Below are 14,604 nucleotides of genomic sequence, written 5' to 3'. Positions count from 1 at the left end.
ACCCTGCGCGCGGCTGCGGTGACCTTGTCCATCGAGGTGGCCATGGGTGCGGAGATTTTGAACGGCGTGCTTGCGGCGGTGCCGGACCCGGAGGGCCGCGCGTTCGGCTCCCGCCTGCGTGCGGCCAAGGTGTCGCGCAAGATGCGCCGCGCCTCCGACGACCTGCGCCACGCGGCCAAGAGCGCGGCTGCGGCCTACGCGACGTTCCAGCAGGAGTACGAGGAAGAGATCACCCGGGTGCGTCACCGGGCCCGCAAGCCGCAGGCGCCCGTCATCGACTGGTCGCAGCAGTAAGGAGGGTTGACCATGGCAAGGAACAGCAGCGGTGGCCGCGCGCGGCACACCGACTACCTCGGCGACGGCATCGTCGCCGACTACCGGGGCGAGGGTCTGCTCCCCGGGCAGGGCTCCGGGGGCGGGATCGGCGCGTACCTCCTCAACCGGGCCAAGCCGCATCTCCCGCCGTGGCTGGGAGTCGGCGCGGCCGGTGTCGCGGGCGCGCTGGGCAACTGGCGGTGGGGGGAGAGCGCTCCGGCCGGAGTCGGCCTCACCCTCGCCTCCGTCGCCCTCACCGGCGTCACCTGGTGGGTCGGTCGCTACACCTCCGCTCAGCGCCGCTTGCACTCCGCGATCACCGTTGCCGCGGGCTCCGCGTGGGTGACCGGAGCATGCCTCGCCGGGCCGCTCGCCGGGCCCCTGGACGACCTGTATCTGATGGGCGGGCCGGTCGTGGCCCTGTCGTGGAACGTGCGGATGATCCTGCGCACCCCGGACGGGGAAGCGAGCGGACAGGGCGGTGACAAGGGACTGCTGGAGAAGATCGGTCTGGCCCGTGCGCAGATCGGCGCGGCGAAAGTCGAGCCGAACCGGGTCACCGCACCCATCGCGCTGGCTGCGGGGGAGCAGACCAACGACGACGTGACGAAGGCGCTCGGACTGCTCGCGTCCGCGCTGGACCTGCCCGCCTCCGCCGTGCGCTACCAGCCCGACCCGGACTCCGTGCGCCGCGGGGAACTCGTCATCGTCCCCGAGGACATGCTCGCGGAGTTCGTCGAATACGACGGGCCCTCCAACCTCGGAGGCTCCATCGCGGACCCGCTGCTCCTCGGCCGCTACGACGACGGCGCCCCGATGCACCTGTGGCTGCCCGGCGACCCGGAGGCCGACCGCAACGGCACCCACGTGCTCATCGCCGGCGGCTCCGGCTCCGGCAAGGGCGACACCGCCCTGAATCTCCAGACGGAGATCCTTTCCCGCTCCGACGTGCTGCTGTGGCTGTCCGACCCGAAGATGTTCCAGGACTTCCGCCCCCTGCTCCCCGGCATCGACTGGGCAGCCGAGGGCGGCACCCCCACCGAAGTCATGGTCGAAGCACTCCAGGAAGTCATCCCCGCCCGCACGCGGTGGCTCGGGCAGCACTCCTACCGGCAGTGGCTCCCGCAGGCAGCCCAGCAGCAGAACGACCCCCAGCACTCCTGCCGGCCGGACGGCACCGCCTGCGGCTGCGCGGGGATGCCGTTCCTCGTGGCCTGGATGGAAGAGGCCGCAAGCACCCTGCGGGCCCTGGGGGATGACGCGTTCACCGGGATCTCACAAGAGGCCCGTTCCGCGGGGGTCTCCCTGATCGTGTCGCTGCAGCGCCCCTCCTACGACCAGATGAGCACGAGCACCCGCGCGGCCCTGCCGTCCGTGATCGCGCTCGGCTGCGACCCGCGTGACGAGGGATTCTCCCTGCCCGACCGGGTCTTGGACGCGGGAGCGCACCCGGGCGCGTGGGGCAACCGCAAGCCCGGTTACTGCTACCTCGTGAGCACGGGCGTGCCGGAGGACCGCTACGCCTCCCCGGGGCGTACCCGTGCCTTCACCCACCGGTCGGTGTCCCTCATGGAGGTTGTGGCCGCGTGGGCACAGCGCAACGGCGCCTCCGCCGATCCGATCACCGCCGGGGCCGCCGCATCCATCGCGGGCAAGGCGTACGGCGGCCGGCCGGTCCCCGGGGACGGGCATGGCGCACCGCACGTCGATCCGGAGGACGACGACATGGACGACGCCCCGCGGCACGACCCCGAGGACGAGCAGATCGACCCGGAGGAGGAACTCCCCGCGGCGCAGGACGGAGACGATGCCCCGATCTTCGGAGAGGGCACCGGCCGCAAGCCGAAGGGGGAAGAGGCCCGCCGGCTGCTCGCGGAGGCGCTCGCGGAGTTCGAACGAGACGGACAGATGATCATCGGTCCCAAGGATCTGTCCGACTGGTGCGACCGCCACAACCTCTCCCGCCCGTGGGTGTCCAAGAAGCTCGCGGAGGCAGCCGCGGAGGGCCGACTCGCCCCGACGAACACCACCGGCCGGTGGCGCATCGTGCCGTCCCTGACAGCCGCGTGACACCTGACACCGTCACGGCCCCGTGACACCCAAACCCCTAGGCGGGAGCAGGTGTCACGCGCCCTGACACCCGTCCCTGACACCCCTGTGACAGCCGCCTGACACCCCACCCGCACGCGCCCCCGCAGCACCCGCGGACACCAGCGCGCGCCCCACCCGAGGGAGCCCGATGAGCACCCCGCAACGACCGACGGCCGTGGAAGTCCACCACCCCACCCCGCTCACCCCCACCCATCCGATGCCGCTCGTGCCCCCGCAGCCGGCCCCCGTTTCCTCGGTGGCGTCCGTGGTCCTGCCCGACGGGCGAGTCGTCACCGGCTACGCCATGGAACCGGCCCGGCCCGAACCTCTGCCCGTCAAGTCGGTCGTCTCGCGCACGGCGGTGAACATCGCTCTTGGAGGGATCGGGTTCGGCGCGGTGTGTGGCGGGCTCGTGCTCCTGACGACGTTCATCGCTGCGCTTACCGCGCTCATCACCCAACTGATCACCCTCGCGGCCGTCATCTTCGGCGGATGGATCGCAGTCCAGCTCCTCGGCACGAGCGGCCACCGCGGCGGGACCACGGTCAACATCCGCAAAGCCGTGATCAAGCGGAACAAGTTCTACAGCTAGCTACGCCAAGGGCGGCCCCTCCATCTCGCCAAAGAAGCGGGGCCGCCCTTGCCCAACCAGCACCTTCAACAGGACTGGAGACATCCAGCATGACCTATCGACCCGACTTCGGGCGACTGCTCGCCCTGCTCGAACCCGTGCGCGTCCTCGACGCCTACTGCTGCATCGGTGGCGCCGCCGAGGGCTACCGGCGCGCGTTCGGCAACTGCCACATCACCGGCATCGACCACGTGGCGCAGCCGGACTACTGCGGTGACGCCTTCCACCAGGCGGACGCGATCGAGTACATCCGCGCCCACGGTCATGAGTACGACTTCATCCACGCCTCACCCCCCTGCCAAGGGGAGGGGGCTCCGACCAAGGGCACCAACAAGGCGCGCAACGCTGCGATCGGCCGGACGTATCCGCGGCTGATCGCTCCGACGCGGGCCGCGCTGGAGTCGACGGGCCGCCCGTACGTGATGGAGAACGTGCCCGGCTCCGAGGTCCGCAAGGACGTCCGCCTGTGCGGGGAACAGTTCGGACTGGCCGTGCTCATGCACCGCTACTTCGAACTCGGAGGCTGGACGACCGCGCAGCCGGCCCACCCCAAGCACCGCGGGTACGTGCGGGGTTGGCGGCACGGCGAGTACCGCAAGGGCCCCTACGTGGCTGCGTACGGCGAGGGCGGGGGCAAGGCCACCGTGGACGAGATCCGCGCGGCCAAGGGGATCGACTGGTCCACCGATCACTTCCGCCTGCGCGAGGCGCTGCCGCCCGCCTACACCGAGTGGATCGGTCGGGCGTTCCTCGCGGTTGCTCCCGTGCTCGAAGTGGGGGCCGCGGCATGAGCACGCACCTGTTGAACGCTGCTCTGAGCACTGCTGAGCGCGGCTGGTCCGTCTTCCCCCTGCGTCCGGGCGCGAAGCGGCCCGCCCTGCACAGCGAGCAGTCGTGCACCCGCACCGGCCCGTGCGCGAACGGCCACGCCAAGTGGGAGCAGCGGGCCACGACCGACCCGGACCGCATCCGCGCCGCCTGGTCGCGGGCGCCGTTCAACGTCGGTATCGCCACCGGCCCCTCCGGGCTGGTCGTGATCGACCTGGACAAGCCCAAGAACCAGAACAACAACGGCAGTGCGGACGCGCCTGACGGCGCGACGACCTTTGAGGCGCTCTGCGAGCGCACCGGGCAGCCCGTCCCCCGCACCCGCACGATCCGGACCGCGAGCGGCGGCTTCCACCTGTACTTCACCGCCCCCGCCGCAGTACGCCTCCACAACACCGCCGGGACCCTCGCCCCACTGGTCGACACCCGCGCATGGGGCGGCTACGTCGTCGCAGCCGGCAGCACCATCGACGGCCGCACGTACGAAGTCGCGGGGCCCGCGCTCATCAACCCCCTGCCCCCGGCCCTGCTCGCCCTGCTCATCCCGCCGCACCCCGCCACGTCCCCGCCCTCGCTCACGCCGACGGCGGCGCGTACGGGGCGGGCTGCCGAAGCGGCCCTCACCTGGGGGCGCAGGAACGTGCGGCAGGCACCGGAGGGCACGCGCAACATCCGGCTTCTGGAGAGCGCACGCGCCATGGGTCGCTTCGTCGCATGGGGCGACATCCCCCGCCACGTGGTCGAAGACGCTTTTCAAGGGGAGGGCGAGGCTGCCGGACTCACCGCGTCCGAGTGCCGGACCACGATCCGCAGCGCACTGGACTGGTCCATCCGTACCTGCCGCCCGAGGACAGCCGCATGAGCGACCATCCCAACCCCCTCTTGAAAAGCATCCCCGTCACCCCCACCCCCACCCCCACCGGGTCCGACCCCGCCGAACCAACCGAACCCGTGACCGGCCGTAGCGCGCCGAAGGTCGTCGCCGAAGGCGTCCGCACTGCTCTTCGCCCTGACCCGAACGCGGCCACGGGCAGCACGACGGGCCCTCACGCGTTCGAGGATGAGGAACTGCCCGCGCCATCGAATCCGCTCGCAGTCGCGCGTCGTCTGCTGCCTGACTGGCAGACCGAGGACGGGCAACTTGTCTGCCGGCGCTGGCGTGCCTCCTGGATGCGTTGGAACGGCGCGAGTTGGCGGGAGCTGGATGAGGCGCAGCTCCGCGCTTCGATGTACCGGCGCCTGGAACACGCAGTCTTCTACGTGCCCGGCAAGGACGAACAGCCGGAGCCGCGGGAGTGGGCGCCGACCAAACAGAAGATCAGCAACCTTCTCGATGCGATGGGAGCTATCACCCTGCTGCCCACCGGCACTGACGCCCCGGTCTGGCTCGACACCAACGGCGACCCGAGCGAGCAGGACTGCGGCCCCATCGTGGCATGCGCGAACGGCCTGCTCAGGATCAGGGACCGTGTCCTACTCCCGCACGGCCCGCACTTCTTCAACCTCGTCTCCGTCCCCTTCGCCTACGACCCGACCGCGACCGCGCCCACCTGGGAGAGGTTCCTAGGGCAGATCTGGCCTGACGACCTGGACGCGATCAATGCCCTACAGGAATGGTTCGGCTACGTGCTGTCTGGCCGCACCGACCAGCAGAAAGTCATGCTGATCGTCGGCCCGTCCCGCTCCGGCAAAGGCACCATCGCGCGCGTATTGAAAGAGCTGGTCGGCAAAGAGAACCTCGCCGGGCCCACGCTCGCGGGACTGGGCACGAACTTCGGGCTGTCCACGCTGATCGGCAAGCCACTCGCAGTCATCTCCGATGCCCGGCTGTCCGGCAGCGACAACAGTCAGGTCGTGGAGCGGCTGCTGACGATCTCCGGCGAGGACACCATCGACGTGGATCGCAAGTACCGCGAGCAGTGGACGGGCAAGCTGCCTACCCGGCTGATGTTGCTGTCCAACGAGCTGCCGCACTTCGGTGACTCCTCCGGCGTCATCGCCAAACGGTTCATCCTGCTCAACATGCGCGTCTCATGGCTGGGCAAGGAAGACACCACCCTCACCGACCGGCTCGCAACGGAGATGCCCGGCATCCTGAACTGGGCTCTCGACGGCATCGCCCGACTCCAGCAGACCGGCCGGATCACAGAACCGCAGTCCAGCCGCGAAGCAGTCACCACCATGCAGGACACCGCCTCACCAACGAGCGCGTTCGTCCGCGAGCGCTGCGCCACCGGTCCCACGTGCAGCGTCCCCGTGGATGCCCTGTGGAACGTGTGGCGGGAGTGGTCCGAGGACAACGGCGTGCGACCCGGCACGAAGCAGATGTTCGGCCGCAACCTGCTGTCCGTCGTTCCCCAACTCAACCGAACTCGCCCCCGCGACGCGTACGGCCGGCAGGTGATCACCTACAACGGGATCACGCTCGCCCTGCGCGAACCACATTTGCCAGAGTCGCGACTCAGCGACGCTCAAGACCCCTCTGAGCGCCGTTGAGTGCCGATGAGTCGCGACTCAGAGGAATGTATCCCCAACTCGTGGAGGTCTCCGTGAGCGCATCTGTGACGGAGGCCGCCGTTCCGGCACTGCCCCGTCTGTGCAGCGTGGAAGTCGCAGCAGAGCTCCTTGGCATCGGGCGCACCGCGACGTACGACGAGATACGCCTTGGGCGGCTCCGTACCGTCCGCCGTGGTCGCCGGCGTCTCGTGCCCGTGGAGTGGATCGATGAGTACGTCGAACTTCTGAAACACGAAGCTGACACAGCCGCCTGACGTCACCACCGAGCAGGGCCGCATCCACGGATGCGGCCCTGCTCTTCTGTTTGGAAGGTAACGACGCATGACCGAGACCCCCGATCGGCGTCCCAGAGCAGGACACGGCGACGACTCGATCTACTGGGACAAGTCCAAGAACCGGTACATCGGCGCGGTATCTCTCGGCTACACCCCGGCCGGCAAGCGCAACCGCTCGAAGGTGTCAGGCAGGACAAAGGCCGAGGTCCGCCAAAAGCTCCGTGAGTTGCGGAAGGAGTTGGAGAAGGGAGCCAAGGCGCCCGCCAACTACAGCGTCGCCCAAGCCGTGACCGACTGGCTGTCCCAGGGGCTCAGGGGCAGGGAGACGACGAGTGTCGATACATACAAGAGCCTCGCGGATCACCACATCATCCCGCATCTCGGCAAGGCCAAGATGCGGGATCTTGAGGCCGATGATCTTGACGAGTGGTTGGAGGCAGAGGCCGAGGTTCTCGCGACTCAGTCTCTGAAGATGGTTCATTCGATCCTGCGGCGGTCAATCAGTCACGCTCAGAGGAGAGGCAGGGCTATCCGTAACGTGGCTGACCTGGTCGAGGTACCGGACGGTCAAGCTGGCCGGCCGAGCAAGTCGCTTTCGCTGAAACAGGGGGAGGCGGTTCTTCGTGCGCGGGAGGGCAGTTGGATCCACGCCTACGTGGTCTTGTCGCTTCTCGTGGGCGTCCGCCCGGAGGAAGCGCGCCCCCTCACGTGGGCCCACATTCACCTGTCAGGCTCCGGCAAGGACAAGCCTCACGTCGATGTGTGGCGATCAGTGCGTCGACACGGCGACACGAAGACCCGTAAGAGCCGCCGATCACTGGCTATGCCGCGGCAAGCCGCTCTCGTCTTGAAGGCGCACAAGCGCCACGAGCAGGCCAGATGCCTGGCAGGCGGGAAAGTGTGGAGCGATGAGGCTCTCGTCTTCCCGACCGAGACCGGCGAAGTGCGCACCGCTCTGAATGTGCGCCGGAACTTCCGGGCGCTGCTCAAAGAGGCGGGTTTCGTGCATCCGCATGAGTGGACTCCGCGCGAGCTGCGGACAAGCTTCGTGTCCCTGCTGTCGGACCATGGAATCCCGATCGAGGTCATCGCGCGCCTTGTCGGGCACATGGGCAGCGGAACGACTGAGCGGGTCTACCGCAAGCAACTGCGCCCCGTCATCTCCGAGGGCGCGGAAGCGATGGACGACATCTTCGGCGAAGACGACGCGAAGGATGGAGGTACCCCCGGAGCAGGCTGACTCGCGCGCGGTGGCTCCCTGTTTGGCTCCCCGCGCCCAGATGAGGTCTTCGGGTACCGCCTCTGACCTGCGAGTGAGGCTCTTGCGGCAGGTCAGAGGCCCTTACGGTGCCGTTAAGGGAGTGCTGAGACTGGGCTCAGGTAGGTACCGTTCCTGTCATGGCGGACAGTGCGAAGGAGCCGGGTATCCGGCCGGCCGTTCTCGCCGATGTGGCCGCCGTGCGGGCCGTGACCGATGCGGCGTACGGCCCCTACGTCGAGCGGATCGGTGTCGTGCCGCAGCCCGTGCGGGCGGACCACGCGGCCGAGATCGCCGCGGGGCGGGTGTTCGTCCTGGGGGAGCCGGTGGTCGGGCTCGTGGTGATCGAGGCGCACGAGGACCATCTGTTCCTCGACAGCGTCGCCGTGCGCCCGGAAGCCCACGGTCGGGGTGTGGGACGGCGGCTGCTCGCTTTCGTGGACGCGCACGCGCGGGCGCTGGGACTGCCCGAGGTCAGGCTCTACACGAACGCGCTGATGTGGGAGAACCAGAGGCTCTACCCCCGGTACGGGTACGAACTCGTCGAGCGCCGCGTGGACGGCCCCTACGACCGGCTCCACTACCGCAAGCGGCTCGCACCCTGACCGTCTCCGACCCGACCCGGGGGTGTCCGCCCCGGCGCGCTCACCCGTCCGGCCACCAGGTGCGATGGATGTCCTTCCGGATCTCCGGGCGCTCGGCCGGGCGCTGGTCGGCCTCTTCCCGTACGCGACGGGCGTCCGACTTCTTCAGGGGCTTCTGCATGGTCATGCGGCGCATAGGGGCCTCCCTGCGGCTGGTCTGCCGAGTACCGCGTTCTCACGGAGTCAGACCATTTCCGGGAGGGTGACTCATCGGAGGCCGCTTGTCAGTGGCGGCTGTCACGTTTCATCAATGAGTCCACATGTCGGACATCTTGTCGGTTTGTACGAAGGATGGGCCCGAGCGGGGCCCGAACCGGGGGGCCGGCCCGTTGTCAGTGGCGGGTGCCACTCTGGGTGCATGACGAGTGACAGCACTGGCAACAGCACTGGTGGAGAGCGGTTCGGCGTCGACTGGGACGGGGAGGCCGACACCTTCGACGACGAGCCGGACCACGGACTGCGGGACCCCGACGTGCGCGAGGCGTGGGCGGCCAGACTGCGCGGCTGGCTGCCCCGCGGCCCCTCCGACGTCCTCGATCTGGGCTGCGGCACGGGCAGCCTGTCGCTCCTCGCGTCCGAGGCGCGGCACCGGGTCACCGGCGTCGACCTCTCGCCCCGCATGGTGGGACTGGCCCGCGCCAAACTGGCCGGACGCGACGCCGCGTTCCTGGTCGGTGACGCGGCGGCCCCGCCCGTCGGGGAGCAGCGCTTCGACGCCGTCCTCGTCCGCCATGTGCTGTGGACGCTCCCCGAGCCCGGCCGCGTCCTGCGGCTCTGGCGCGGGCTCCTGCGCCCCGGCGGACGGCTCGTCCTCGTCGAGGGCGTCTGGGGGACGGTGAGCCCGGTCGGCATACCCGCCGACCGGCTGACGGCCCTGCTCGCGTCCCTCGCCGAGGACGTGCGCGTGGAACTGCTGTCGGACGACTCCCGGCTGTGGGGCCGGGAGGTCGAGGACGAGCGGTACGCGGTGATCGCGGTGCCGTGAAGGGGCGGACCGCAGGGCTACGGAGCTGCGGGGCTACAGGGATGCGGGCCTGCGGCGGCTAGGTCAGCAGTGCCTCGAAGTCGCCTTCGTGGGCGCGGAGTTCGAGTTCGTCCAGGGCCGCCCGCGCTGCGGACGCGGCCCGTGGATCGGTGGTCTCCAGGCCGCTCGCCGCGAACTCGTCCTCGTCGAGGCGCAGTACGGTCCTGCCGTCGGCGGAGCGCCACAGGTCCAGGTCGAGATCCTCGCAGACCACCTCGCCCGGGGTGACGTCGGCCGGAGTGACCTCGGCCGGGCGGGCGATGTCGCAGTACCAGCCCTTGAGCGTGCCCTCGGCGTCCCGGACCTCCTTCACCGCGTACCAGCGGTCACGCCAGTAGTGCTCGGTGAAGACGTCGCCGGGCTCGAAGCGTACGAAACCGAAGTCGCGTACACCTGCTCCCGCCCAGGCCGCGCGGACGACGACGTGCGTCCCGTCGTCGTGGAGCAGGTCGGCCGGGTACCGGATCTTCGTACGGCCGGCCTTGACCAGGACGATGTCCACGGTGGCCGGAGTGGCGGACCGGGCCGAGGGATCAGCCGAGTTCGCGGACATGCTGCACCTCCGTGGCGCAGATCTCGTAACCGAACCACTTGTTGATCGCGAGCATCGGGCCGTTGCCCGAGTCGTTGCCCGTGAACGCCTCCGTGAAGCCGGCGGCGCGGGCGCGGTGCAGGGAGTCGGCCTTGGCGAGCTTGGCGAGGCCGCGTCCGCGGTGGGCGCGGGCCGTGCCGGTCATCACCGTGCCGTACCGGGTGCGGCCGTCGGTGCGGGCGGCGCTGAACGCGGCGGGCCGGCCGTCGACGACCGCGACGGAGGTCAGCTCCTGGCTGAGGAGGGGGTGGTGCCAGGTCTCCTTCAGCCATGCCTCGTAGTCCGTGAACTCATGGGCGATGTCGCTCGGTTCGTCCGCGAGCGTCTCCGCGTCCAGTTCGAAGAGGGGGCGCGGGTCGTCGGCGAAGTCCGCGGCCGTGCGCAGCTCCACGCCCGCGGGCACTTCCGGGCGGGGCGGCAGCGGGTTGTTCGCCAGGTCGAGACGGAGGAAGTGCGCGGAGCGGCTCGCGCGGTAGCCGCGCCGCTCGGCGAAGGAACGGTTCGCGGGCTCGTCGAGGACCCAGGCGAAGAGCTTCCGCGCGGACACCTCGGCGAGATGCGCCTCCGCGGTCCGTACGAGCAGCGAGCCCGCGCCGCGGCCCCGGCGCTCCGGGTGCACGTACACGTTCAGATAGGCCTGGCCCGGCTGCGGGCTGTCGTACACGACGCCCGTGTTGGCCGTGCCGATGAGTTCGCCGTCCTCCTCGGCGACCAGCGGCCGGAAATGCGCGTCGGGGTGGGCGTGCGTGACGTCGTGGAGGACGGACTCCGGGGTGGAGAGCATGTAGGGGAGCGCCAGACGCCGGATGTACGAGAAGCCTTCGGCGTCCTCGGCATCCTCGGTGCGGAGGTCGCGGACGATCACAGTCATGGAATCGCACGCTACGCGCGGGGTGCGGCAGGCCGCCTCTCATTTTCCGGCGGGTGCGGGACAATCAGCGGGTGACGTTGAAGATCGACATCGATGACGGTACGGGGGTCGCGCCCTACGAGCAGGTGCGCGCCCAGATCTCCGAGCAGGCGAGGGCCGGGGTGCTGCCGGTGGGGTACCGGCTGCCCACGGTGAGGGGGTTGGCCGAGGAGCTCGGGCTCGCCGCCAACACGGTCGCCAAGGCGTACCGGGCGCTTGAGGCCGACGGGGTCATCGAGACGCGGGGGCGCAACGGCACGCTGGTCGCCGCCGCGGGCTCGGCGGCGGATCGTACGGCCGCGTCCGACGCGCAGGCCTACGCCGAGCGTGTGCGGCGGCTCGGGCTGTCCGAGGCCGCGGCCCTCGCCGCGGTACGGGATGCGCTGCGCGCGGCTTACGGGGAGTCCGGCTGACGGGTGGGGCGCGGCCGTCGCCCCACCGCCCTGCCCGGCCACCCCGGCCGACCGCCGCGGTCGGGTCCCGGGCGGCGGCCGGTGGCCGTGGCCTGCACGGACCGGGCGGGCAGACGTGGATTCGGCGCCGCCGGGATCCGCCGCGGTGGTTGCTCGCTGTCGCGGCGGGGGTCTGGGCTGCGCCTGTGCAACGGGTGGTGGGTTGGCGTGCCTTCCACCTGCGCCGCGGTGGTTGCTCGCCGTCGCGGCGGGAAACCACGGCGGTGCTGGTGAGTGGGTGGGGGCTAGAGGTACAAGCCTGCCTCCGTGTCCGTCCGTTGGTCCGGGACCGATGTCGGTGCGGTGCCCCTGCGCAGGGCGTACAGCTCCGCCAGGGTTGCGCCCTCGCGGCCCACGCCCTCGTCCGTGCCCAGCCAGGCCGTGGACTCCCGGCGGGTCAGCGGGCCGACCTCGATGCGCGCGAGGCAGCGGCCGGGGCGGACCACCGCGGGGTGCAGGCGCTCCAGGTCCTCGTTGGTCGTGACGCCCACCAGGACGTTGCGGCCCTGGCCCAGCAGCCCGTCCGTGAGGTTGAGCAGCCGCGAGAGCGCCTGTCCCGCCGTGTGCTTGGCCTCGCCGCGGATCAGTTCGTCGCAGTCCTCAAGGAGGAGCAACCGCCAGCGCCCCTTCCCCGAGCCGTCCTCCTCGCCGATGGCGATGTCCATCAGATAGCCGACGTCGGAGAACAGCCGTTCCGGGTCGAGGACGCAGTCCACCTGGCACCAGTCCCGCCACGAACGCGCCAGCGTACGCAGCGCCGACGTCTTGCCCGTGCCCGGCGGGCCGTGCAGCAACAGCAGCCGGCCCGCGATGTCCTCGGGCGTGGTCTTCATCAGCCCGTCCATGGCGTCCGCCACCGGCGCCGTGTAGTTGCCGCGTACCTCTTCCCACGTACCCGCCGAGATCTGCCGGGTCGTGCGGTGCGGGCCGCGCCGCGGGGACACGTACCAGAACCCCATGGTCACGTTCTCCGGCTGCGGTTCGGGCTCGTCGGCCGCGCCGTCCGTGGCCTGGCCGAGGACCTTCTCGGCGAGTTCCTCGCTGGTCGCGGTGACCGTCACGTCGGCGCCGCGGTTCCAGCGCGACACGAGCAGCGTCCAGCCGTCGCCCTCCGCGAGCGTCGCGCTGCGGTCGTCGTCGCGGGCGGACCGCAACACCCGGGCGCCCGGCGGGAGAAGGGAGACCCCGGACCGTACGCGGTCGATGTTCGCGGAGTGCGAGTGCGGCTGCTCGCCCGTCGCGAAGCGGCCGAGGAACAGCGCGTCGACGACGTCCGACGGTGAGTCGCTGTCGTCGACGTTGAGCCGGATCGGCAGCGCGTCGTGCGGGTTGGCAGACATGCCGACATGATCCGTCACGCGGACGCCCCGTGCATCCGGTTTCCGCGTTGCGTCCACGCGCGTCCCCATTGGTGTCCACTTGGCGTCCACGGGCGTCCGCGAGCGGGTCCGGGCGCCGTCCTGTTACAGGGCTGTGGTGTTCCGGAAGCTGTTCCGCCGCTGACGCCCGCGGTTACTGTTGTCCTTGATGGCACGTCATGGGTGGAATTCGGGGGCTCGGCGGTGGCGCTTCACCGCTCTGCTCGGCGTGGGTGTGGCCGCTCTGGCCCTGGTCCTGACCCTGATCCACACCCTGCCGGGAAGCGCGGGGAGCGAGGCGGGCACGACCCGCGACGGCGGCAGGGTGCACGGCACGCCGTCCGTCCCCCCGGCGCCGAAACCGGAAGTGGGCTGGGGGTTCACCCACACCCAGTACAGCGCCGACGAGGGCAGCCCGGCCGCCACGAAACGCGTGGAGCAGCGACTCGGTGAGCAGTCCCCGCCGCAGATCCAGCACATCATGGGCTGGGGCGCGGACAACCCCGAGCCGGTGAAGGGCCGTTACGACTTCGAGGCGATGGACCGCCGGATCGACTTCGTCCGTGAGACGGGCGGCACGCCGGTCGTCACGCTGTGCTGCGCGCCGGACTGGATGAAGGGCGGCAAGCCCGGCGCCGACCGGACCGACTGGAGCCAGGCGGCCCTGGAGACGGCTCCGGACCGCGCCCACTACAAGGACTACGCGGCACTCGCCGCGACCGTCGCCAGGCGTTATCCGGACGTACGCCACTTCATCGTGTGGAACGAGTTCAAGGGTTTCTGGAACGACTCCGCCGCCCGCTGGGACTACGAGGGCTACACGGAGTTGTACAACCTCGTCTACAAAGCGCTGAAGAAGGTCGACAAGGACATCGAGGTCGGCGGGCCCTATCTCGTGATGGACAGCCTCGACCCCCGCCAGAAGGAAGACGCCTCCCCGACGGTGAAGGGCCGTTGGGGCGCGATGGACCAACGGGTCCTCGACGCCTTCGACTACTGGAACAAGCACAGGGCCGGCGCGGATTTCGTCGTCGTCGACGGATCCAGTTACACCAGGGACGACGAGCTGCTGCCGGACGAGTTCGCGGCCACCGCGAAGTTCACGGCCGTGAGCCGGTGGGTCCGGTCGCGGACCGGTGATCTGCCGCTGTGGTGGGCCGAGTACTACGTGGAGCCCGCGGACGCCGACGACGCACGGGACGGCTGGTCCGAGTCGCACCGGGTCGCCGTGCACGCGGCCGCGTTGATCGCCATGGTGCGGGGCGGGGCCACCTCCGGCTTCTACTGGAATCCGGAGACGGAGAAGGGGGGCGGGTGTGCGGGGTGTCTGTGGACGCCCACGGATCGCTCCTCGGGTGGTGAGCCGCTGCCGATGCTCGGGCTTCTCTCCCGGTTCGGGACGGAGTTCCCTCCCGGGACGCGGTACGAGTCGGTGGCCGTCGCCGCGGACGATCGGGCCAATGTGCGGGTGCTGGCGTCCGAGCGGGTCGTGCTTGTGGTGAACACGTTGGGGCGGGGGATCAGTGCGGAGGTCGACGGGAAGCGGTTCGCCATGGGCGCGTATGAAGTGAAGTGGGTTCGCCGGTAGGGGGCGGGGCGCGGCGGGCGTCGGCTGCGGGCCGGTCGCGGGGGGGACCCCCCCCCCCCCGCCGCGCGCGGCGGGCAGGGGCAAAAAATTAAATAAAAAAAAAAAAAAGAAAAAAAAAGTA

Annotated in this window: 16 protein-coding genes; 12 read left to right on the top strand and 4 right to left on the bottom strand. The window is 70.2% G+C overall.

From position 1 onward, the window contains the following. The 9 genes from traA to ACFVH5_RS37445 all read left to right on the top strand — a co-directional run. On the top strand, positions 1-294 hold a 294-nt coding region (gene traA / locus ACFVH5_RS37485; RefSeq protein WP_385838161.1), incomplete at its 5' end, for a plasmid transfer protein TraA. 12 nt (positions 295-306) lie between these two features. Beyond that, entirely contained in the window at positions 307-2,385 is a 2,079-nt protein-coding gene (traB, locus tag ACFVH5_RS37480; protein ID WP_385838160.1) for a plasmid transfer protein TraB, read from the top strand. Between the two features lie 169 nt (positions 2,386-2,554). Further along, positions 2,555-2,998, top strand: a complete 444-nt coding sequence (locus ACFVH5_RS37475; protein WP_385838159.1) for a hypothetical protein — start codon at positions 2,555-2,557, stop codon at positions 2,996-2,998. Positions 2,999-3,087: 89 nt separating this feature from the next. After that, entirely contained in the window at positions 3,088-3,828 is a 741-nt protein-coding gene (locus ACFVH5_RS37470) for a DNA methylase (RefSeq protein WP_385838158.1), read from the top strand. After that, positions 3,825-4,727 (top strand): bifunctional DNA primase/polymerase, encoded by a 903-nt coding sequence (locus ACFVH5_RS37465; RefSeq protein WP_385838157.1) that lies wholly within the window; start codon positions 3,825-3,827, stop codon positions 4,725-4,727. The genes ACFVH5_RS37470 and ACFVH5_RS37465 overlap by 4 nt, the downstream gene beginning before the upstream one ends. Continuing rightward, positions 4,724-6,361 carry a phage/plasmid primase, P4 family gene (locus ACFVH5_RS37460; RefSeq protein WP_385838156.1) on the top strand — a complete coding sequence of 546 codons (1,638 nt, stop codon included), beginning with the start codon at positions 4,724-4,726 and terminating at the stop codon, positions 6,359-6,361. Before ACFVH5_RS37465 ends, ACFVH5_RS37460 begins: the two co-directional genes overlap by 4 nt. Positions 6,362-6,387: 26 nt before the next feature. Continuing rightward, the gene (locus ACFVH5_RS37455; RefSeq protein ID WP_385838155.1) at positions 6,388-6,636 is read left to right on the top strand and encodes a helix-turn-helix domain-containing protein; all 249 of its coding nucleotides are present in this window, start codon (positions 6,388-6,390) and stop codon (positions 6,634-6,636) included. A gap of 67 nt (positions 6,637-6,703) precedes the next feature. Further along, positions 6,704-7,897, top strand: a complete 1,194-nt coding sequence (gene xerC / locus ACFVH5_RS37450) for a tyrosine recombinase XerC (protein WP_385838154.1) — start codon at positions 6,704-6,706, stop codon at positions 7,895-7,897. Positions 7,898-8,055: 158 nt separating this feature from the next. Next, positions 8,056-8,520, top strand: coding sequence for a GNAT family N-acetyltransferase (locus tag ACFVH5_RS37445; protein ID WP_385838153.1), 465 nt, complete (start codon positions 8,056-8,058; stop codon positions 8,518-8,520). Between the two features lie 40 nt (positions 8,521-8,560). Here ACFVH5_RS37445 and ACFVH5_RS37440 read toward each other — a convergent pair whose 3' ends face one another. Continuing rightward, positions 8,561-8,695: a hypothetical protein gene (locus tag ACFVH5_RS37440; RefSeq protein ID WP_385838152.1), complete on the bottom strand. Its 135-nt coding sequence runs from the start codon at positions 8,693-8,695 to the stop codon at positions 8,561-8,563. A gap of 222 nt (positions 8,696-8,917) precedes the next feature. Here ACFVH5_RS37440 and ACFVH5_RS37435 point away from each other — a divergent pair, with 222 nt between their 5' ends. Continuing rightward, positions 8,918-9,544, top strand: coding sequence for a class I SAM-dependent methyltransferase (locus tag ACFVH5_RS37435; RefSeq protein ID WP_385838151.1), 627 nt, complete (start codon positions 8,918-8,920; stop codon positions 9,542-9,544). 58 nt (positions 9,545-9,602) lie between these two features. Here ACFVH5_RS37435 and ACFVH5_RS37430 read toward each other — a convergent pair whose 3' ends face one another. After that, positions 9,603-10,136, bottom strand: a complete 534-nt coding sequence (locus tag ACFVH5_RS37430; RefSeq protein WP_385838150.1) for a DUF402 domain-containing protein — start codon at positions 10,134-10,136, stop codon at positions 9,603-9,605. Further along, a complete protein-coding gene (locus tag ACFVH5_RS37425; protein WP_385838149.1) occupies positions 10,117-11,046 on the bottom strand; it encodes a GNAT family N-acetyltransferase in 930 nt (309 codons plus the stop codon). Before ACFVH5_RS37425 ends, ACFVH5_RS37430 begins: the two co-directional genes overlap by 20 nt. 71 nt (positions 11,047-11,117) lie before the next feature. Between ACFVH5_RS37425 and ACFVH5_RS37420 the strand changes: the two genes are divergently transcribed. After that, positions 11,118-11,498, top strand: coding sequence for a GntR family transcriptional regulator (locus tag ACFVH5_RS37420; protein ID WP_385838148.1), 381 nt, complete (start codon positions 11,118-11,120; stop codon positions 11,496-11,498). A 284-nt stretch (positions 11,499-11,782) separates the two neighbouring features. On the opposite strand, the gene ACFVH5_RS37415 is transcribed toward ACFVH5_RS37420, so the two are convergent. After that, positions 11,783-12,877, bottom strand: coding sequence for a DUF5925 domain-containing protein (locus ACFVH5_RS37415; protein WP_385838147.1), 1,095 nt, complete (start codon positions 12,875-12,877; stop codon positions 11,783-11,785). A 187-nt stretch (positions 12,878-13,064) separates the two neighbouring features. Between ACFVH5_RS37415 and ACFVH5_RS37410 the strand changes: the two genes are divergently transcribed. Continuing rightward, positions 13,065-14,483, top strand: coding sequence for a xylan 1,4-beta-xylosidase (locus ACFVH5_RS37410; RefSeq protein WP_385838146.1), 1,419 nt, complete (start codon positions 13,065-13,067; stop codon positions 14,481-14,483). The last annotated feature ends 121 nt before the right edge of the window (positions 14,484-14,604 follow it).

The organism is Streptomyces sp. NPDC127119 (assembly GCF_042677425.1).
GTDB lineage: Bacteria > Actinomycetota > Actinomycetes > Streptomycetales > Streptomycetaceae > Streptomyces.
This window is presented reverse-complemented; position numbering and strand designations above follow the sequence as displayed.

Bases quoted from the DNA above. Each gene is read 5' to 3' on its own strand.
- ACFVH5_RS37435 (WP_385838151.1), top strand. From the start codon at position 8,918: ATGACGAGTGACAGCACTGGCAACAGCACTGGTGGAGAGCGGTTCGGC.
- ACFVH5_RS37470 (WP_385838158.1), top strand. From the start codon at position 3,088: ATGACCTATCGACCCGACTTCGGGCGACTGCTCGCCCTGCTCGAACCC.
- ACFVH5_RS37465 (WP_385838157.1), top strand. From the start codon at position 3,825: ATGAGCACGCACCTGTTGAACGCTGCTCTGAGCACTGCTGAGCGCGGC.
- ACFVH5_RS37415 (WP_385838147.1), bottom strand. From the start codon at position 12,877: ATGTCTGCCAACCCGCACGACGCGCTGCCGATCCGGCTCAACGTCGAC.
- ACFVH5_RS37410 (WP_385838146.1), top strand. From the start codon at position 13,065: ATGGCACGTCATGGGTGGAATTCGGGGGCTCGGCGGTGGCGCTTCACC.
- ACFVH5_RS37445 (WP_385838153.1), top strand. From the start codon at position 8,056: ATGGCGGACAGTGCGAAGGAGCCGGGTATCCGGCCGGCCGTTCTCGCC.
- ACFVH5_RS37455 (WP_385838155.1), top strand. From the start codon at position 6,388: ATGTATCCCCAACTCGTGGAGGTCTCCGTGAGCGCATCTGTGACGGAG.
- traB (WP_385838160.1), top strand. From the start codon at position 307: ATGGCAAGGAACAGCAGCGGTGGCCGCGCGCGGCACACCGACTACCTC.
- ACFVH5_RS37425 (WP_385838149.1), bottom strand. From the start codon at position 11,046: ATGACTGTGATCGTCCGCGACCTCCGCACCGAGGATGCCGAGGACGCC.
- ACFVH5_RS37440 (WP_385838152.1), bottom strand. From the start codon at position 8,695: ATGCGCCGCATGACCATGCAGAAGCCCCTGAAGAAGTCGGACGCCCGT.
- ACFVH5_RS37460 (WP_385838156.1), top strand. From the start codon at position 4,724: ATGAGCGACCATCCCAACCCCCTCTTGAAAAGCATCCCCGTCACCCCC.
- ACFVH5_RS37475 (WP_385838159.1), top strand. From the start codon at position 2,555: ATGAGCACCCCGCAACGACCGACGGCCGTGGAAGTCCACCACCCCACC.
- ACFVH5_RS37430 (WP_385838150.1), bottom strand. From the start codon at position 10,136: ATGTCCGCGAACTCGGCTGATCCCTCGGCCCGGTCCGCCACTCCGGCC.
- xerC (WP_385838154.1), top strand. From the start codon at position 6,704: ATGACCGAGACCCCCGATCGGCGTCCCAGAGCAGGACACGGCGACGAC.